At 40.8% G+C, this 20,999-nt stretch carries 13 protein-coding genes; 7 read left to right on the plus strand and 6 right to left on the minus strand.

All coding sequences use genetic code 11. The annotated features are described in order from the left end of the window. The 3 genes from ACXAFK_RS07150 to ACXAFK_RS07160 all read left to right on the plus strand — a co-directional run bounded on the left by ACXAFK_RS07150 (position 1) and on the right by ACXAFK_RS07160 (position 4,444). Entirely contained in the window at positions 1-714 is a 714-nt protein-coding gene (locus ACXAFK_RS07150; RefSeq protein ID WP_474957279.1) for a LytR/AlgR family response regulator transcription factor, read from the plus strand. A gap of 397 nt (positions 715-1,111) precedes the next feature. Then, positions 1,112-3,625 carry a DUF4114 domain-containing protein gene (locus ACXAFK_RS07155; protein WP_474957280.1) on the plus strand — a complete coding sequence of 838 codons (2,514 nt, stop codon included), beginning with the start codon at positions 1,112-1,114 and terminating at the stop codon, positions 3,623-3,625. 675 nt (positions 3,626-4,300) lie between these two features. Next, complete coding sequence (locus ACXAFK_RS07160; RefSeq protein ID WP_474957281.1) at positions 4,301-4,444, plus strand: hypothetical protein; 144 nt, start codon at positions 4,301-4,303, stop codon at positions 4,442-4,444. Between the two features lie 61 nt (positions 4,445-4,505). On the opposite strand, the gene ACXAFK_RS07165 is transcribed toward ACXAFK_RS07160, so the two are convergent. Beyond that, positions 4,506-6,569 (minus strand): tetratricopeptide repeat protein, encoded by a 2,064-nt coding sequence (locus ACXAFK_RS07165; protein ID WP_474957282.1) that lies wholly within the window; start codon positions 6,567-6,569, stop codon positions 4,506-4,508. A gap of 187 nt (positions 6,570-6,756) precedes the next feature. Between ACXAFK_RS07165 and ACXAFK_RS07170 the strand changes: the two genes are divergently transcribed. From ACXAFK_RS07170 to ACXAFK_RS07180, 3 genes are all read left to right on the plus strand, one after another. Beyond that, entirely contained in the window at positions 6,757-7,035 is a 279-nt protein-coding gene (locus ACXAFK_RS07170; protein ID WP_224836536.1) for an STAS domain-containing protein, read from the plus strand. A gap of 11 nt (positions 7,036-7,046) precedes the next feature. Next, positions 7,047-8,276, plus strand: a complete 1,230-nt coding sequence (locus tag ACXAFK_RS07175) for an oligosaccharide flippase family protein (RefSeq protein WP_474957283.1) — start codon at positions 7,047-7,049, stop codon at positions 8,274-8,276. A 185-nt stretch (positions 8,277-8,461) separates the two neighbouring features. Further along, a complete protein-coding gene (locus ACXAFK_RS07180) occupies positions 8,462-9,697 on the plus strand; it encodes a glycosyltransferase (protein ID WP_474957284.1) in 1,236 nt (411 codons plus the stop codon). A 32-nt stretch (positions 9,698-9,729) separates the two neighbouring features. Here the strand turns inward: ACXAFK_RS07180 and ACXAFK_RS07185 are convergent, their stop codons facing one another. Genes ACXAFK_RS07185 through ACXAFK_RS07195 form a run of 3 tightly spaced genes read right to left on the minus strand, consistent with a single transcriptional unit; the run spans position 9,730 to position 15,572 of the window. Then, positions 9,730-11,262 (minus strand): cellulase family glycosylhydrolase, encoded by a 1,533-nt coding sequence (locus ACXAFK_RS07185; protein WP_474957285.1) that lies wholly within the window; start codon positions 11,260-11,262, stop codon positions 9,730-9,732. Beyond that, complete coding sequence (locus ACXAFK_RS07190) at positions 11,262-12,482, minus strand: hypothetical protein (protein WP_474957286.1); 1,221 nt, start codon at positions 12,480-12,482, stop codon at positions 11,262-11,264. The genes ACXAFK_RS07185 and ACXAFK_RS07190 overlap by 1 nt, the downstream gene beginning before the upstream one ends. Beyond that, the gene (locus ACXAFK_RS07195; protein WP_474957287.1) at positions 12,483-15,572 is read right to left on the minus strand and encodes a hypothetical protein; all 3,090 of its coding nucleotides are present in this window, start codon (positions 15,570-15,572) and stop codon (positions 12,483-12,485) included. 186 nt (positions 15,573-15,758) lie between these two features. Between ACXAFK_RS07195 and ACXAFK_RS07200 the strand changes: the two genes are divergently transcribed. Then, a complete protein-coding gene (locus ACXAFK_RS07200) occupies positions 15,759-16,892 on the plus strand; it encodes a response regulator (protein ID WP_474957288.1) in 1,134 nt (377 codons plus the stop codon). A 112-nt stretch (positions 16,893-17,004) separates the two neighbouring features. On the opposite strand, the gene ACXAFK_RS07205 is transcribed toward ACXAFK_RS07200, so the two are convergent. Together ACXAFK_RS07205 and ACXAFK_RS07210 are read right to left on the minus strand one after the other, a co-directional pair. Then, the gene (locus ACXAFK_RS07205; protein WP_474957289.1) at positions 17,005-20,037 is read right to left on the minus strand and encodes a WD40/YVTN/BNR-like repeat-containing protein; all 3,033 of its coding nucleotides are present in this window, start codon (positions 20,035-20,037) and stop codon (positions 17,005-17,007) included. Between the two features lie 57 nt (positions 20,038-20,094). After that, complete coding sequence (locus ACXAFK_RS07210; protein ID WP_252080043.1) at positions 20,095-20,865, minus strand: outer membrane lipoprotein-sorting protein; 771 nt, start codon at positions 20,863-20,865, stop codon at positions 20,095-20,097. Between the last annotated feature and the right edge of the window lie 134 nt (positions 20,866-20,999).

The following is a 20,999-nucleotide window of genomic DNA, read 5'->3' on the forward strand; positions in this document are numbered from 1 at the left end:
ATGAATTGTATAATAATTGATGACGAAGCAGCAGCAAGGGCAATTGTGTCACAATTATGCTCAAAGGTTCCTGAAATAAATGTTATGGAAGAGTTTGATAATGCCATCGAGGCCATCAAATTCTTGAACCAATTTAAAGTGGACCTGGTTTTTTTGGACATCCACATGCCGGGCTTCACGGGAATTGATTTTATCCAGACCCTAAAAAACCCTCCAAAAATTGTGATGACCACCTCGGATACCGAATTTGCCATTGCATCTTACGAGTACGAGGCCATTGTGGATTACTTGGTAAAACCCATAACCCAAGAACGTTTTCAAAAATGTATTCAAAAAGTAAAAAATAGTTCAAGCGCCCCATCTTCAACTGCATCGACTGTGAACGAGCAAGAAAATGGCTTGGGCGAAGATCTATATATTAATATAGACCGGAGACTCATAAAACTGAAATTCGCTGAGATCCTGTTGATCGAGGCCAAAGGGGACTACATCAATATTAAAACAGAGTCAAAGGATTATTTGGTGCACACCACCTTAAAAAAAATACTGGAAAAACTGCCAGAGGACAAGTTCTTGCAAATCCATAGATCCTATGTGATCAACTTTAATAAGATTGTGGATATTGAGGACAATAGCGTACTTATTGAAAAAAGTGTGATTCCCATTAGTAGGTCTAACCGACCGGAATTAATGCGTAGGTTGAACCTGTTGTAGGCAATTATCCACACTTTTTTTAAACCTACCTACAGTTTTTTGGTTTTCAGCGCTCCACAAGTAATTACCGACTTAATGTAATATAGCTTTGTAGGAGTACAAACCAAATCTTCATAATTATGAAAAATCGATTAGTATTTACACATATTCGTAAAGCATTACTATCATTACAGTTTGGAGTATTGTATGCTGTCGTAGCTGGTACAGTCCATTATTTTGGATTGATTTAGTAAGAGCAATCGATCGGATAAACTATAAAACGCCCATTTGGGTGTTTTTTTTTTGCTTGTCCCTTACTGGTAACCATCCGTCTACAGAAAGTTTTCATTCACCGAGGGAGCCATGTCTAAAGGCTTGGAAATCATCAATTTTGTATCATATTCTTAAACCTACGATCATGAAGCAATTTATACTTCTTTTGGCAACATTGTTAACCTTTGGATGGGCAACTGCCCAACAATATGGTTATAAGTATTTGGGAGATTATACATCAGATGGAACCCCCCTTTATTTTGATGGAAAGGATAATGTTTCCCAAGAAACCTTGGATATGATCAGCAATGCCCTTCCCGAAGGATTTCCAGTACCCAACTATAATCCGCAGTATATAACTTCCGGGTACGATACCGATATTATTTTGGATAAAGATGCCGATGTATGGGTAACCTTTGTGGGAGAGGGTGCAGGATATAAAAACGTTCTTGGCTTTTATACTTATGATGTAGGTCAACCTCAATTGACTGCTCCCAAAGAAGAAGATATTACAATTATTTTTCCAAATGTCTCCGCAAAATATAGTGGTGGAAGCTTGGAAACTGGACATAAGGTAAAAATTGGAAGATTTAGTGCCGGTACGGGCATTGGTTGGGTATTGTTGGCCAATGGTTGGAAAAGGCAGGTAACTCCAGGACTATGGCAGTTGTTCTCTAATCCCGACTATAATCCAGAAGCTCTTGAATTTCTCAGACATCACAATGTATTGTTGAACGATCCAGATAACGAGCGAATTATTTTGGGTTTTGAGGACATTAGACGGGATTATGCAAGTTGCGACAACGATTTTAACGATGCTCTTTTTTACATCACAGCCAATCCGTATGAGGCCATAAAAACCACCAATTATAATAAAATTACGGACCACGCACCTGTTACCTCCGGAAATGATGGCGGATTGGAAAGTAATGGAGACTTGGCCAGCTTGATCGCAAAAAGAAATTTTGACCGAAACAAGGCCAATACTTTTAAGAACAAGCGTGCCTTGCAAAACAAGTACGACAAGAAGACCTACAAGTCCTTAATGGCCAAATCAGGTAATCTGGATGGTTATTTTCCCAGCACTGGAATGTTTGGCACAGAAACTTCTTATGTTTCAAGCCCTGAGGACCTTTTGGCCATTACCAATGCAGATGAAGTATTCGGAATCGATTATTACCAAGGAACGGATAGGGTTTCTGCCGCTCTAGCACTGAACACCAAAGGAGAGGTGTACAACCATACAAAAACAATCTGTGATCGTCTTAACAATTCCAAACTGAAGGATTTAAGGACCATCGAGCTACAAGGACATAAATTGATCTATTCCGAATTGGAACGAGCGAATGGCAATGTGGAGTATGCTGTGGTATTTTCAGTGAAAGAGGACGGAGCGGATCGCACAGTTTACAGCCGTTGGAATTTGGCCGAATACCCTGCCGGGGATTATATGAACTTTCAAGTCTGGGGAAATAGTATGGGGCAGGTGAGCACCGTCGTAAACGAGATTCTTACCAATTTGGGCCAGGAATCTACATTGAAATCCAATGAAGGGGAAAATGTATTGCCAACAGTGTTTATCCAGAATGGATATTACAAAAACGGAAAATTGCACCTGAATATCATCAACAAAAGCAAGGCAACTTGGTTATTGTTGGATGGAAATTATAAGACCACCGAACAAGAAAACCTTCAAAATTTAAATACCATCATCGACTTAAACGGTGAATGGGAGCAGGAGATTACAGTAGAGTCTGGACACTTGTTTGATATGGGACTGTCCATTATTGCCGAAAACTCTTATCAACATGATGCAATTTACTTGGCTGATGGCCCATGGGGTGTGGATTACAATACACAAGCCGATAGTGTTGAAGTGTTTGAAGTGGTTGAACACCAAGAATTGGATTTAGATGGACATATTGTGGAAAGGGGAGTAGTGGCCAAGGGAGAAGTTAAGGAGACCATTAACGTATTCCGTAATATTTTGGCCGGTGACCTACAATTACCGATTGATGATTACCAGTATCTGCACTTCAACATCAAAAACCAGACTCCCGTAGAGATAAGTTTGGTTACCGATGCCACGAGCGAGTGGAGCGAACGTCTTCGCTTTAGCTTAGATGCAAATGCCGAAAAAACGCAATACAGTCTATCGTTTTCAGACTTTGTAAACCACGAAGGAAAAAATATGGACTTTGGACAACTGCGAACCATTGTAATTTCTGTGCAGGGAGACTATCAAAATTATACATCGTTTGAACTGGAAGTGGATCAAATGGCCTTAACGGTTGATGGAGAAATTCAGCAAGAATCTGAAAATGAACAAGAAGACCCTACCAGTGACGAAACCAATAGTTTGGATCTTGGCGACGATCTAATCAGCATTTTGGATCCAAATACTGAGCTGGAGCTTAAAAATTACCCGAACCCTTTTGTGGAATACACGGATATATCGTTACCGGAAAAAACCAGTAAAGTAAATGTACATGTCGTGAATTTAAGTGGACAGGTACTTTATGCAGATACCCACGCTCCAACAGGAAACGAGAATACCATACGCTTGGAGCTGGGTCATCTGCCAAAGGGAATATACTTGTATCAAGTTGGAGATGTTACCAATAGCAAGCGGTACAGCGGAAAAATTATACGACAATAAATGCGGTTAAATAGGTTGTTGTTTTTTTGATGAAGGCTCCCCTTTTTAAGGGGAGTTTTTTATTGATTAATTCTTCAAATTGATTAAAAAATCATCTCTAAGGCTTGTTTTAAACAACACCGATTTTCCTTCTGAAGTGATATGATTTTGGTTTGTTTTGGTTTTGAAACTGATTGTTATGACGGAAAATGGTAAATGGTAAATTGAATGTAGAAGCAATACTGATAAAGGAGAATGTTTTTCCCAGTACGAAGCGTAATTAAAAAATAGAGCTTTAAAAACTGATAATTCATTCAGAAACTATTTTTAATAAACTTAGATACAACTCTAACAATTATGCGGAACCAAGAAGAAATGGATGATTTCTTTTATGGATCTGAACAGATTATAGCATAATTCCAGAAAGAGGAGGTCTTTGAAAGACTTACTTCTGAAATTGATAGGTGTGATGTATTTAAATAAATACATTCTTGTCCTCAACCAACTTCAGTATCATAAGGTATTGGAATGGATTGAAAACAATGCCTGCCGGGTAAAAAATGTAAGCCAAAATTGGGGACATCTTGCAGCTAGCTCAAATTTTGATTGGAAATAGGTTGACCATTGAGTCTTATTTCTTTGGGTGCCTTGATTTATTGTACAACTGAAGGGGATGTATTAAATTAATACTGACGGATGAGGGAGAACCAACTCAAATTGAAAGAGGATGTTGAATTGAACAGTATTGCCATGCAATTAGATGAATTTTTAAAGACGGACAATGTGCCTAGGTCAAGAAAGGCTGCCAAGCGAATAATCAATAACATGTTTTTGGAATAGAAGACTAACAAAAAAACCCGATCAATTATGACCGGGCTTTACTTTTTAGAGAATAGAAATTCTACCTTGAAGCAATGCTCCCATTAAAAAAAGGCTGCTTTTTAAAAAGCCACTTCAGTTGTATGCCCACTTCAGTAAATTGGAAGCCTGCTGCAGTCGCCGAAGCAATGTTGCTATATTTTCCGTACAACCCGCCACTCAATCGCTTGGTAAATTGGTGTTTTAGATTCATTTCTACCCTAAAAATAGAAGTCATATCATCATCTTCCACCTGCTGTAAACCCGTTGCCGCATTGATTCTATAGGTGGAGTTACCGCTAAATTTTCCGCTCACTTCAGCAAAGAATTCCCCGGCCTGGTATTTTTCAGGACTAAAATAGATGGTAGGCACTTGCTCCGCAAAGGCCAAGTACTGGTAGTTGAGTCCAAACTTTAAGTTGGGCTTTCGCAATGCAGTGTAGTACAAAGAAGTAAACAAAAGGTCGCGTTGGTTGTCATCGCTTTGCTCTGTGTGCATAAGCTGTGTGTACCATCCCAATCCAAAATTGGAACCAAGGTTGTAGTTTAAACCATAATGCTGCATTACAATTTCACGCTCTATCAAATCCGTATTAAAATTTTGAACCTCTCGTTGGTATCCAACCTCCAAGTTTTGCAAACGATACGGTTCTGTAACCACTTTTGCACTTATAATGGGTTGCGAGTAGCTATTACCATTGAACTGGGCATTGTTGATTCCTGCTAGGCCCACTACTTTCAACTTCGGCAGCATAGCGTAGGTAACTCCAGCGGTTGCGGTATGCGTATGCGCTTTTGCTGAGGTTTCTGAATTTTCTGTTAATCGGTACTGATAATTTACAACGGTTTGAAACTTGGTGGACAATGGCAGGTTTACCGTTGTATTGGTGGCATATGCTACGTTATTCCCATTATCAAAACTGTAAGAAGCCGTTTCTTGCACATAAGGGGTATATTGTCCGTTTATTTTTTCAATTAGCCCTTGCGCATCTTTTTGGTTTTCAAAAATCGACAAGGTTTTGTTGGTGGCGGCGTATGCCTCTTCTATCCTTCCGAGGGCAAAAAGTGCATTGGCCTTTCCTAAATTTCCATCAAAAGATGTACTGTCCGCAGCCAGAATAGCATCATAATGTTGTAGACTGCTCTTAATATTCCCGGTGTACATCCCATGGGTGGCTTTAAGGGCCAACACCCAATTTTTATCACCAAATTGGTTGGAAAGACTATCGATGTATTTTTTGGCAGAAACAAACTTTCGGTTCCAGATCAGGGCTTGAGCGTAGCGTTCAAACGTCTTTTCCTTAAGTTCGTTATCGTTGATCTTGTCTACTTTATTTTTTGATTGGATGGCAACCTTCAGGGCCACTTTATCATTTTCCCCAATATGCTCGGCCAAGGCAATTCCATTTAAAGCCACAATAGAGTCTTTTGCAGAAATGGCAAGTCTGCGATAGGACGTTTTTGCACTATCGACCTCTTTGGTAATCAAGAATACATTGGCCAAGTTCAGCAAGGTTTCCCGATCATTTGGAAAATCGTTGAAAATGGATTTTAGTTTGATTTTTGCCTCATCGTAATTCTGTGCCTGTGCCAAAGTGTTGGCCAACCCAAGGTTCATGTATTTTTTCGAAGTGAGCGCACTTGGATTACCAGGTTGCAATTGCAAAGCTTTTTCTATCCAGTCCAAGGCTTCCTCATATTTTTGAAGATTGCTCAACGTATTGGCATAACCTAAAACAGCACCAAATTTATTGGGATAATCTTCAACTAGCCCCGCGTACAATTTTTCCGCAGCTTTAAATTGCTTGCCCCATAAAAAGGATTCATAATAGTTGATGCGAACCTCGTAATCATCCGGGTGCTTTTCCAACATACCATTAAATAAGGTATTGGCCTTGTTCGGGTTTCCGTTGAGACCCACAGCACGCCCGTAGCAGATCTGAGCTGTTTTGTTATCCGGATTATCTTTAAGGAAATCACCAAAAAAGTTTTCAGCTTGGGAGAAGTTCCCTTTTTCCAAAAGTTGAAATCCGGTGTCCATTTCGGACTGGGCCAAAACTCCTTGTATGGCGACCACAAAAATGATGATGTGAATAAAGCGTTTCATAGGTTAAGCTTTTGAGGTTTTTTTGATATGGTAAAGTTAAAACGAGTCTTTCCGCGGCCGAAGGGCGAACCTTACCATTCGTCTACAGCTATCCGTCATCCGTCTACACCGTCCAATTTAAAACGTCAAATCAGTGGATATTTGCTGTAACAAGTCGAATAAATCTTAACCTTAACAACTAAAAATCATGGCTTTACAAATCACCGAATGTAGAAGAGTCTTCTCAGTAAATGGGCGATTGGACAGTACCACTATCAAGATTTTTGAAAGACATATGAAAAACTTCATTAAACGAGGTACTACCGTTAAACTTGATTTACAACGAGTATCGGTAATCGATGATTTGGCAAGTAAGGTATTGATTCAAATGTTTGCCAATGCAGTGCTTTTGGATTGCCATTTCACCATAAATGGATGGTTGCCCAAAAAGGATTTAAAGCAACTGTGTTTAAAAGCCACCTTTTAATTTTTTATGCTATGACCGTTCTTAACCTTGTAAAAAACCGAATTTCCCCTCAACAGCTTTTTATGCTGAGTGCCTTATTGGTTAACGGAGGAAACTACATTTATAATTTATTGTTGGGGCGCATCTTGGGTCCAGAAGCCTTTGCGGATGCAGCTTTGTTGGTCACCTTGTTGTTGATCCTCTCATTTTTGGGAATGACCTTTCAATTGGTAACAGCAAAATTTGTTGCCACATTACCATCCGATCAATGGGATGTTTTTAGAAATCGAATAGGTGCTTTTGCACTTTTGATTGGATGTTTGTTGGGGGCAATGGTATTTTTCTCTGCACCAATGCTCCAAAATATATTGCACACGGAAAACACGGTAATGTTCCGAATTTTTGCAATGGGCGTTCCTATCTACTTTGTAATGAGCGTAAACCGAGGTCAATATCAAGGGGAAGAATCCTTTGCCAAATTGGCCATCTCCTATCAATTGGAAATGTGGGGCAGATTGGGAATTACCCTATTGGCCTTTTTGGTAATTCGTGACCATTTTGGTGCATTGGTCTCTTTTGGAATTTTGGTTTCCCTGGTGTTTGGATTGTTCCCTTACAAAAAGTTGAGCCTTGCTAAAACAGCAAAAGCTCCTATTGGTTTGGAATGGTCAAAGGTGCGGACTTTTATGTTGATCACGGCCGGCTACGAATTGACCCAGATCATCATCAACAATAGCGATATTATATTGGTGAAACACTTTTTTGAAGCACAAGAAGCAGGTCTTTATGCTTCCTTGGCATTGATAGGCCGCGTGGTGTATTTTGTGGCCTGGATGTTCGTAATGCTGCTATTGCCCACTGTGGTCCGTCTTAAAAAAGAAGGCAAGCCTACAAAACAAGTACTTTTTAAATATGTAAGATATATCGGTGCTTTGTCCTTGTTTATCGTTGGAGCCTGTATGGTGTTTCCTAAATTGATCATTACACTACTATTTGGAGATGCCTATTTGTCCATGGCTTCATTGTTGTGGCAATATGCCTTGGCCACATCTTTGTTTGCCGTGGCAAATATTTTCACTTATTACTTTTTATCCTTAGATCATTACAAACCCATATGGTTTTCGGCAATTGCCGGCGTGGCTCAGATTACGCTGATTGTTTTTATGCACAGTTGTTTGGCTATAGTGGTGCAAGCTCAAATCTTGGTAATGGCCGCTTTGTTGGTAATGCAATTTCTATACTTTTTTACCAAAGAAAAATAAGCAGTTTAGGTTTTAGGTTGATTAAAGGCCAGGAACATGTTAAAGTGTCCTGGCTTTTTTGATTATCCGGTGCCTTCTGCCATTCGTCTACACTTTCTGTTCAACCGTCTTTTAATCGCCTTTTTTACAGGGTTTTGTGCGGATATTTGTATCACTAAAATCTTATAGAACAAAAACTTAACCTTATGAAACTAGCAATTGTAACAGCGTATCCGCCAAGTAAAGTAACCCTTACCGAATATGGATACCATCTGGTAAAACATTTTAGACTTCAAGAAGAAGTAAGCGAGATTGTATTGCTTACGGACCATACCGAAGCACCAAAAGATCTTTCCTTTGAAGAGGAAGGATGTCCTATAACTGTTAAGGAGTGTTGGAACTTCAACGACCTTAAGAATATTTACAGAGTGGCCAAGGCCATCAGAATAGAAAAACCGGATGCTGTTTTGTTCAATCTTCAGTTTTTGAAGTTTGGTGACAAAAAGGTTCCTGCCGCTCTTGGACTTTTATTGCCTTTTGTTTGTAAAATGATGCGCATCCCAACCATCTCTTTGTTGCACAATATTTTGGAGCAAGTGGATTTGGAAAATGCCGGAATCACTCAGAACGGATTCCTTCAAAAAATATACAACTTTATTGGCACCACACTAACACGCTTTGTATTGGCGTCGGATGTATTGGCCGTTACCATCAGCAAGTACAAAACTATTTTGGAAAACAAATACAAGGTGAATAATGTAGCCCTTGTGCCACATGGTGCCTTCGAAACCCCACCAGCTCCCAACTACGATTTACCAAAAGGCCCTATGCAGGTAATGGCTTTCGGAAAGTTTGGGACCTACAAAAAAGTGGAGCCAATGATCGAAGCCGTTGAACTATTGCGTACAAAATCCGATCTGGATATTGAAATTGTAATCGCTGGGACGGATAGTCCAAACACACCAGGGTACTTGAAGAATGTGCAACAGACATACAGCCATGTAAAGAATCTAAGATTTACCGGATATGTGGCCGAGGAAGATGTTCCACATATTTTCGGGGACAGTGCCGTAGTGGTTTTTCCTTACACATCTACAACAGGAAGTTCCGGGGTATTGCACCAAGCAGGAAGTTACGGAAAGGCAGTAGTGTTGCCAGATTTGGGAGACTTGGGCATCTTGGTCAGGGAAGAAGGCTACCGAGGCGAATTCTTTGAGCCGGAGAATGTGGAATCTTTATCCAAAGCATTGGAAAGTATTTTGACCAATGAGACGTACAGAACTCACTTGGGGAAAGCAAATTATAAAGCAGCATGTTCGCTGCCCATGTCCAAAATCACCGAAATGTACCTGGATCATTTTAAAGTAATACAGGCAAAAAAAGGATTGTTGCCAACTCCTGCGCAAGAATTACAGGAAATTAACGAGACAAGTATAGCATAGGTTTTTAGGTTAAGTGTGAAAGGGGGATAACTTTAGTTAGTTGTCCCTTTTTCTTTTTTTATGATCGTATGATAGGCGGGTTTCTTCTCACCATCTGTATCTATGAGGCCAAAATGCTTTTGTGGTGCTTTTCGCCAGGGTTTTCTACCCACCACTTGTGTTGGCACGGTTTCAAAATCGTGCAGGGTCCAAATAAAGGAAGGAAGCTGCTCCTCTTCCAAAACAATTTGTATTTCAGACAAATAATTGGCTTGAGCCTCTTTTGAGTTGGAAAACAAATTCCAAATACCGCTGTAACTCGATTTTCCGTATTCTTCCAACACCATCGGCTTTTCCCCGATCGCTTCTTTCAAGGCAGCGACTCGCTCTTTTAGATTTTTTGGTTCCTCGTAATAATGGAAAGAAACAAAATCCACTTGATTGACCAAGTTCATGGCCGCTTCGGGGGCAAACCATCCAATGGTAATAGGGTGGATGCTATCCTTCTTATTTATGAGTTGTGCCATTTCCGAAAGCCAACCCAGCACATTTTCCTTACCACGACTGTCAAAATCGAGGTCAGGTTCGTTTTTTAGGTCCCATCCCAACAAAGCTTCATGATTTTGTAATCGGGAAACTACGGTTTCGGCGTGTCGGTGCGTCAAGGTCCAGTCCATTAGCTCATAATTCCCATAAAAATCGAATAGGGTGACCAAAACTTTCAGGTTGTTTTGCTGTGCCAAGTTTAGCAATTCTTCAAGCTGGTCAAGATATTCAGTTTTTACCGAAGCAGCCCCGAATGTTTCGTAGGGAACAAATACCCGAACGGAATTTAAACCTAGGGATGATATGGTTTCAAAATCAGCAGTAATGGCCTCGCTGTCAAAATTCTTCCCGAACATATCCCATGGGTTATCCTTTGGATAATAGTTGAGTCCCTTTAATGAGTTCACATTGAATGAAACCTCTTCCCTTTGTGCTTGGACTTCAGGTGGATTTTGAATTTTAACCATTTGCCGAACCCGCCAAAAACCATCTTCCAACATTAAAATTACTTGATAACTATGTGTGGATTTTTGTTGCTGCAGGAATTGCCCGTTAGCGTATATTTTTTCAACCTGAACCACATGGTTATCGGTAAGCACGGCCAATTTCCCATCCAAACTATAAAACTCCAATCGAGGATGATGAGCTAGGGTAGTGGCTTCTATCCGAACTTGATTGTCCAGATTGTTCTTGATCAATTGCTTAAGATGTTCTCTGGCGTCTTCGGTGTAGTAATCTTCAATTCCAAGTACGTCAAAAGTTGATAAGGCAATATTTTTTACATACCAAGCATTGATATAGTCTTTTTCGAGTTCGGTAAGGGCCTGTTGGGATATTTTTCTGCCACGTTGCCCATTAGTTGTCCATACGATTTTAGGTTGATAGGCTTTTTCAATAGCACCGCCAATATGAAGAATGGAAGACTTGTCCGCCCCAGTGTTCAGAAAACTCCAAGCGGCCGCCAAACCATAAATGATACCTGCATTTAAGGCCAAAAAGCTCAATAAGAGCAAGGATCTATATAGGTTTTTCCGAGCCATCATTCAGTTTTATGGTTAACCGATTTTTTAATTCCTGCTACAATTACAAATCCCTTGTGGGTATTCGCATTTATCCCTTCGGGAAGTTCAAATACTCCTATTCCTTTTCTTGTGGTACTACTTAAAGTCAGTACTGACTTCCCATCTGAATCTTGCATTTCCAATTGGATGCCCATACCATCGGGAACCCATTGGCCCATATAACTAAGAATAGGTCCAACGCTGATGATTCGGCCATCTTCCGAGCTATCCACCATATAATCCATTACGGCTGCATCAAAATTCAATTTTAGGCTATTGCTTTGTGATAGTCCATTGATGTGTGCTTTTACCTTCCACTCCGTTGCCACCTCGGGATGGAGCATTTTGCCTGTTGCAACACCGTTCAAGGTAGTGCCGTACGTCTGTAAACTATTGCCAGAGGCATCCTCGACCACAAAATTGACCAAGGTTCCATCGGCAACAATATTATTGTTTTGATCCCTAATGGTTGAGGTGGTAAAGGAAACTATCTGATTACCATCCGCATAGCTATGCTGTCTTTCAAAATTGATAGCGAAATCAGCAGCTTTAGTAGGCAGAACGCTCACGGTAAATTCTTTGGTTATTTGATTCTCAAGACGAGGCCCTATAAAAAGTTCGCCAACGGATGCTTTATTCCCCACATAGGCAAAAGAAATCATATCCTGTACCAATGTGGTGTTACTTTTTTGATCGGACTTAAACTTTTCTGTTAACGTGATTTGAGTACTATCTGGCATGGGGTTTCCAAACTTGTCCTGCGGCAAGGATACGATCATGGCTTGGTCTTTTTTATCCGCAAAAATGCTGGTTGGTCCCAAATAGGTTTCCATGGACAGGGCCAAGGTAGTACTAGGTCTTATAAAAAAGTCACCTGTAGCGGTTATCGTTTCATTGCCAATTAATTTCCATTGCACCCATCCGCTTTTTTGGGCAACAGTTGCTGGAAGTGAAAATGCTAATGAGGTTTGAGTGCTATCCGCAGGGATGGCTATAGTGCCCCAACCATTTTGAATCAATAGGATTTGGTTCTCTTTTTCTCCATCAAACTGAAGGGTAATGGCCTCGCCGGCTATAAACTCCTTTTGAGTGGATATAATTTGAATGGCCTCCACCGTTTTTTCCAAATTGGCATCAACAGGTTTGGAGCAACTGATTGCTCCTAAACATACTAGCCCTATGTATTGCCAAAATTTCATCTATTTGGGATTACCGATATAATTGTTCAACTCCACTTTAAAATAATGGTAACCTTCTCCGTTGTATGGACGCATCATTTCCCATTTAATAGCTTCGTTTCTATCTGAAAAATAATTGTTCGTGATTTCAGCATTGGGAGTTCCATTCACGTAACAATTTTCCAAACCCTCTGCAATCACCTCGATTTCTTTCAAGTCCAACATAGGAATTTCGAAGCTCTGTTTCCGTTGGATACGGATGCCATCCAATGTAAAATGATGATCCACCCACAAAATATCCCCTTGGCCCGAATAGTAGGAGGTCAAAATTTGAGGTATGGTCACCTCTTGGGTACCGTAATTAAATAAGGTCCCGGTTAATCGGTTTTGGTCCAAATGCCAGTTTTGCAAGGCCACCGATTTGTATAGATCAGAAGTGGCCACGTTGCCGGCACATTGCAGGTCAAACGTAACAGGTTGCTCTTCCAGGCTGATCGGGGTAAATTGGTCGGGATCAAAAGTGGGGGGCAGAGTATCCTTTGTGGACGACCACGCAATACCTTCAAAATCTATTCGGAAAGATGTGGTTTCCTTTGGCATTAGCTTGTGTTTGGCATGGAATTTTACATCGTGCTGTGCCAATTCCTTGTTGTTTTTATTGTACAGCGTGCCTTTTATGGAGACATCCGCAGGTACATTGTCGATATTCTGAAGCTCTCCAACAATACTATAACTGCCCTTATATTTTACCAATTTTGCCGACAATACCTCTAAAATAGGTTGTCGAAGGATATCCTCATGGTAGGTTTGCTGTGTGGTTATCCGTCTACGACCATGGTTGTAATATTGGGTTTGGTTGGACGTGATCAATTGGTTGGGCGGAATATCGTTGTCCACTTTTTTGGGTTTGATGTACCACTGTCCGTTCTTTTTTACGACCGTGTGTTGATAATTGCGGGCCACTTTCTCCAACGGCGTGATCCATTTGGTGGCCACTTCCATTTCCACATAATTTTCAGATGTTTTGGTTTCAGTGATGCCGATTGCGTCCAATTTGGCGTAGGAACTCAATAGGCCGTCGGTAACCGAAACTTCCAACATATATTGAGAAAGACTTACTTCCTCTTCTGGGTCTAAATAGGAATGTGCTCTTTCAAATTCCTTAAAATCCAAGGCATCGTAATAGGCTTTTACTACATTTTTAGCGCTTATTTGGGTAGCATTGTCCAAATAAAAATGATAGATGCCAAAAAGGAAGATACCGATAATACCAATGGCCCAAACTCCATTTACAAAGGAAAGTCCTGTGGAAATCCCATTGTATTTAGGTGCGTGATGAAAATAATCGTCCACCGGGGCAGCTTTTCCCTTAAGCTTCCAGTACCATGGAATTTGAATATTTATGATAAACGCCAGAATCAAAGTCCCTACAGGAATCAGTCCCCACATCAGTTTCAAGAAATTGGGTACGTCATCTTTGGGGATTACCTTGGGCAAAGGGGAGATGTTGAGCCGCTCCCACACCATAATGCCGTTCTCCAATTGTTGTAGGCGCTGCCATCCGCAGAAATAGAGAATGGGGTCGTAAAACTTATCGTTGGAAAAAATGTATTTCAGATTGTATTTTTCAGGTACGGTCAAAAATTGCTGAAGGGAACCAATGCCCTCCACACCCCTGAACTTTGAATTTTCCAAGCGTTCAATGGCCCTAGTGGTCAGTTCGGGCAACCTACGTGCGGAATGATAGTTGCCATCCACCGTCATGGCATTGGTCTGTGCGGACAGCCAGGCCATTTGATCCCCAAACCCTAGCGGCAAATAGCGCCATTTATCGTGTTCATCTTGATTTAGAAAATTAACAATGGGCAGCATGTTTATTTTCTGTGGCTGAGAGGGCCTAAAATAATTTAAGCTCATGGTAAAAATGGCCATGGCGATAAAGCTGATGCCCAATCCACCGGCCAAAACATAATGTAGTGGTTTTTTAAAGGCTTTTATCAATTGTTGTCTAAAGTCACCTTCTACCAATCTAAATACAAATTCGCCAAAAATGGGCAGTGCCATTATAGTGGCCCAAAGCGTAAATCTATCCAACGTAAGAATATTGAACGCGGTATCTCCCAATAACATTTTGGGCAAGGGCGTAGTGCCTCCGGTACCCAATAGGGTCAGCATGGAAAAGGACAATCCAAAAAACAATAATCGTTTACTGTAGAATCGATAAAAAAGATAAGGCAATATAAAAAGGAGTACTCCCCAAGGGATGAGAAAAAAGACCAAGCCCGAAGAGGTTACCTCCAGAAAATTATCGCGAGATCCATGCGGAATAGGAACCTGTGTGATCGGATTTTTCTTGGAATTGACCCAATAGGGCAATATACAACCTACAATGGCGACTAAAGAACCGCCACCAAATACAACAATGCGCCAAAACAATCTCTTGAACTGTTGCAAAAAAACCTTGAAGGTAATTTTGGTGTTGATGCCCACAGCCTCCTTACAGGCGTCCATAATTACTAACCCTATCAATGGAAAAATAAAAAATACCATACCAAAAATTGGGGTCACATGATGGGAGGTTACAGTAACCGCAATCATGGAAAGCGAGGAAATTAACTTGAACTTTCTACCGGTCTTTATCCACATGTAGATTTCGGGCAGGGCATGCATTAAAATGGAAATACCCATTAAACTGGGCAATTGACCAAAAATGTGCAAGGTTTCCAAAAACATGGACGAGAAGGCCGCAAGCAAGGCAGTGTATCCTGCGATTTTACGATTGGCCGTAATGACCAACGCAAAGCGGTATGCTCCGGTGATGAACAAAGCAATGATAAACAGGGCCATGGTAAACAATCCGAACTTTAACCCTCCTACATAGGAAAGCAAAGCCATACACTGGTGAACCAATGGAGGATACCCTTGTACCGTAAACCCGGTGTACCAGCGATAATCCCATGGTTCGAACCAGCTGTTTGCGTAGTGGTCGGCAAAAAATAGGTGTATAAGGGCATCATAGGTGGATTCCAACGTAAAAAAGATGGTCGCCCCGTGAAAAATAAGCCCAAAAACCAGCGCAATGGCCAGTGTTATGTTGGTTTGCTTTTGCATTGATATCTGTCAGAAAATATAACAGTATAAAGGTCTAAATATTGTTGGAAATACGATGAACTATCCATCGGCTCAGCTTTACCATTCGTCTACACTTAATTGATTTCCAACTTTTTTCGGAAATGTAAAACAACGGTTAGTAATAGATTTGCTTCAGAAATTGTTCAAAAACCTAAAACTTAACCTATGAAAATTTTAGCAATAGACGATCAGCAACTAATACTACTTTCGGTTCAAAGAAAATTAATCGAGTATGGATACAACGTAAAAACGGCTACTTCTGGAAAAGAAGGAATCCAAATTTTTGAAGCGTTCAACCCTGATTTAGTGATCTTGGATATGAACATGCCGGAAATGTCGGGTTTGGATGTAATCGCCAAAATAAAAGAGATCAATATGAATACGCCGATATTGGTAATGTCGGGAAATGATGATGAGGAAGTAATCCTGAAAGGTTTCGAACTTGGGATTTACGATTATATGAAAAAGCCTATCAGTTTGGACGAAATGGTAGCTCGCGTAAAACGTACTATTGGAGCTCCATTGATCGTGTTCAATCAAAAAGGAAATACAACACAGAAAATCCAAAAAAACTGCGTAGGTGTAGTAATTCCATGTTACAACGAAGCGGAAAGACTTTCTGGAAAGGAATTTCAGGATTTTGCAAAGAAACATCCAGGTTATCACCTTTGTTTTGTTAATGATGGAAGTACGGACAACACTCTTGAGGTTTTGGAAGGAATAAGAAGAGGTAACGAAGAAGCCATCAGTATTTTCGATTGTAAAGTGAATGGGGGAAAGGCGGAAGCAGTTCGCCAAGGAATGTTGCACTTGGCCAAAGACGACCAATTCGATTACTTAGGTTACTTGGATGCAGATCTCTCTACAGATTTCGCTGATTTTGATGAATTGGTTCGTACCATCGAAGGTTCTAATTTTGATATTGTAAGTGGTTCCCGAATTAGTAGAATGGGGGCTGATATTACCAAGGAATCTGCCAGAAAAATCATTAGCAAGACGATTAACCTGATTATTCAAAAAATCTTGGGTATGCCTTTTAAGGATACTCAATGTGGTGCCAAGGTAATGCGTCCGAATACAGTAAAATCGGTCTTCAACAAACCATTTAAAACAAGATGGTTGTTCGATGTGGAAATTTTTAAAAGAATGGGGAAAACGTATGGAAGGGAAAAAGCAACATCTTTAATTTGTGAGCAACCTTTAAAAAGATGGATACATGCAGATGGTTCTAAATTGTCCATGAAGGATTCCATCAAGATTCTATGGCAATTGGGTCAGCTGTCCATAAAATACAAATAATTCACACCGATTACGTTGTAAAGAATCTTGTTTAAGATATATATGATGTTGATTTGGCCATAAAAAAAAGAGCCGCATAACTATGCGGCTCTTTTCTGTATTGAAAAGCATTTTATTTGCTTTCCAGGAAATCTTCAAAGGACATAAGTGCTAGTTCTTGTTTTTTTAGATACTTGTCCTTCAATTTGGCAAATTCTTTTTTTGCATTATTGAACCTTTCGGTTATCACCTCAAAGTTTTTAAGTTCTGCAGCAGAAGGTTTATCGTAACTCGAGGCCACCTTACTGTAAAGGTCGGCCATACGCTCGCGCAATTGTGGCTCGGCGGCACCAACATAGTTGTCGCCGGTAGTAATCACCAAGGTTTCCTTGAGGTTGTTTAACTTTTCCTTGGTTTTTTTATCGCCCGTTGTGGCAGCGTTTTCTACAATTTGGTCCAACTCGTAGACCAAATAGGCGAGCTCTTGGGTCATGTTGTACAACTTCATGGTGGTGGCCTCTTTAAGTTCGCGATCTTTGGCCGATAAAGGCGAATTCTTGTCGTTCACTAAGTTGAACGTATGCTCAAAAGTTTCTTTACCTTTTGTGATAACGGCCTTGTAAGTACCCGCTGGGACCTGTGGTGCCGTGAAACCTCCGAAGCTAAAGGTTTTCCCTTTTGCTACTTTCGGTGTTTTTCGAGTGTAGTTCCAATTTACCACATTTATTCCTTTGGACTTACCTGGGCCTAGCTCTGCAATTTGGTTCCCTTCCATATCTTCGATGACCATTGTCATTTTTCCAAAAGTGTGTCTCTTTTTTAAGTAATACTTAATCTGAACATCTTTTGTTTTGCTATTGCCAACGAATTGTGTTTCTGTCCCAAAATTTCCACCAAATGAGCTGGTTTCGCTTATTTGGGTATCGGGAGTATCGAAAAAATGTAGGTTTTTGGTCAGTACATCGTTGTTTATGCTCCTTAGTGGAGAAATATCATCTATAATTATCACACCTCTTCCATGTGTTCCCATTACTAAATCGTTGGTCTTTTTGTGCAGTTCAATATAGTGGACTGCGACCGAGGGCATATTGTTTGTAAATTTTTTCCAATTTTTTCCGCCGTCCATGGTTATGTACAATCCAAATTCAGTGCCTAAGAACAAAAGATCTGGATTTTCATAATCTTCTTGGATATTTCGAGCAAAGCCGACCACATCATCGGAGATTACGCTTGTCCATGTTTTGCCAAAGTCAGTGGTTTTGTAGGCATACGGTGTCATATCGTTCATGGTATGCCCATCAAATACGGCGTAAGCGGTACCTTTATCAAAAACACTGGCCTCAATGTGATAGCACCATGTATTTTTGGGCAACCCTGGAATGTTGGCCACGGTGTTCGTCCATGTTTTGCCACCATCTTGGGTTACTTGAACATTACCATCATCCGTGCCCACCCAGATTACATTTTCATCTACAGCGGATTCGGCAATGGTAAAAATGGTAGTATGGTTTTCGGCTCCAGAATTATCCATGGAAAGTCCACCCGAATCTTCTTGATTTTGTTTTGCAGGATCATTTGTGGTAAGGTCCGGAGAAATAATTTGCCAGGTATCTCCCATGTCTTCCGATTTATGAAGGTATTGGCTGCCCATATAAAATCGGTCAGGTTGATGGGTACTGATTGCCATTGGCGCGTTCCAGTTCCATCTTAGTTTTTGGTCTTCGCTTGCGGGAAGGGGTTGAATGGTCTTGGTCAATTGTCGTTCGGTATCGATTCGCCAAACATTTTCCGCTCCCTGCATTTCCGAATAAATAATGGGTTTGGTCGGGTGCTTCAACACACGGAAACCATCTCCGGCTCCAACAGAGTTCCAGTCACGTGCCTCAACTCCACCAGGGGAAGAGGAAGGTCCCCACCAGCTACCATTGTCCTGCAATCCTCCGTATATATTGTAGGGTTCGGCATCGTCCACACTTATGTGATAAAATTGGGAAAGTGGCAAATTTTCGACTATTTCCATAGTTGTGCCACCGTCCCAGGTGCGATAAACTCCACCATCCGTACCTACATACATAATATCGGAATCTTTGATGCTAAATACAATATCATGGATATCGGAGTGCATGTTTCCGAGATTCTTAAAGGTTTTTCCGCCATCTCGTGAGATGGAACCACTAAGACCGCCCTTGACAACAACATCTTCGTTTTGTGGGTCCACAACAATTCTCGAAAAATAGAATGGTCTGACCGTAATTCCAAAGTCGTTGTTCAATTGCTCCCAAGAGGCACCGGCATCGTTACTGAGGTACAAGCCTTTGCGTTCGTCTTTTTCCGCTTCGATCACGGTATAGAGCACTTTGGGATTTGAAGGTGCGACTGCAATGGCCAATCTGCCCAATTTTCCCTTTGGAAAACCATTGTGGATTTTATTCCAAGTTTTTCCGCCATCGGTAGATTTATAAAGAGCACTTTTATCACCGCCGGACTCAAAGGACCAACCAGTTCTACGAAATTCCCACATGGACGCATAAAGTACATTTGGGTCGGTTGGGTCCATTGCTAGGTCGGCGCAACCGGTTTTTGGGTCTACATATAAAAGCTTCTCCCAAGTGGCACCCCCATCGGAGGATTTAAAAACACCCCGCTCCTCACTATCGCCCCAAAGAGCGCCAAGTACTCCAACATATATTTCTTGCGAGTTGTTCGGATTAACGATAATGTTGGCAATACGTTCGGATTTTTCGAACCCTATTTTGTTCCAGTTGGCACCCCCATCTGTGGTTTTATAGAGTCCATCGCCAACAGAAACGCTGTTTCTGGTCCAAGTTTCGCCGGTTCCAACATAAATGGTCTTATCCGGATCGTTTGGATCCAATGCCACAGCACCTATGGATTGGCAATAATCGTCGAATATTGGATTGAACGTAGTGCCTGCGTCATTCGATTTCCATACTCCTCCACCGGCGGTACCTGCATAGACGATCCTGCTGTTGGTAGGGTGTGCTTCCATGTCGTTGATACGGCCGCTCATTAAGGCGGGTCCAATATGCCTTGCGGACAAGTCTCCGAAAAGGGCCTTTCCATCAATATCATCCAAGGTTTGAGCGTACCCCAAAGAAATAAAGCCGACCGCGAAGACGGTCAATGCAAAACGTAGTTTTTTCATGTTGTATAAGGTTAAAAAAAAAGGCCCTGAACAAAATAGGGCCTTAAGTTTTGATTTTTATTTTTTCTCGGTCTCACCTACTTCTTCCGGGAAAGCAAACTCAGCATCATCGATGGTAGGATTGAGTTCGATAGCGTCAATGGTAATGGGTTGTGATTGACCATCTTTTACTCCTTGCGTCATGGAAAAGGCAAAGTACATTCCATCCACTTCTTGATAGTCGCTCATGGTAATTTCGCTAATTTGACCTTTGGCGGGTCCCGATTTAATTTCGGAATGTATGGCAATGGGCACAAAGTTGTCCACATCAAAGAAATAATAAGAAATGTCTTCTTCTTGGTTGCCATCGATCGTAACAGGTTCTTTTACCAATTTTATTTTAAAGGTTTCGGCACCATCAATGGTTTCTTTTCCAAGGAGCTCCACTGTATACCCTTTTTCCTTGTAATCGATAAAGGAATCGGGAAAGTCATTGGTGTTCAATTTAAAATTGGAAGTAGATTCCGCATCGGATTTTTCTGCCTTCATGGTCATGAAATTGTGGCTCCAAAGGGTCTCTCCATCAAAAACTCCTTGTTTGATCGTGTTGCCTTGGAATGTAATCTTTGTCATTTGACGACCATCTTTCAAATTATAGATTTCCAAGGGTATTTCCATTCCGCCCTGGTTTACTTTAGCGGTCATTTTCATTCCTTCAATGCTTTTCCACGCATCAAGTCCACCGGTATTCTCAAAATAGTTTTCCAATATTTCATCGGCAGTTTGCGCCTGTAGTGGCATAGTCAGGGCAAAAGCAATCAGTGCAATGGTGATTTTTAGTGTTTTCATCTTTAAGTTTTAATGTTTGATAACCATAAGTATTAAAGGTAGGTAAATTGTTACATCATTTGGGAGGACTTTTTATAAAAAAATTAACAGATCGTACAATTTGTCAATAATGTTCGCAACGATTTTTTATAGAT

The sequence above is a fragment of the Flagellimonas sp. ABD4_174 genome, assembly GCF_056160185.1.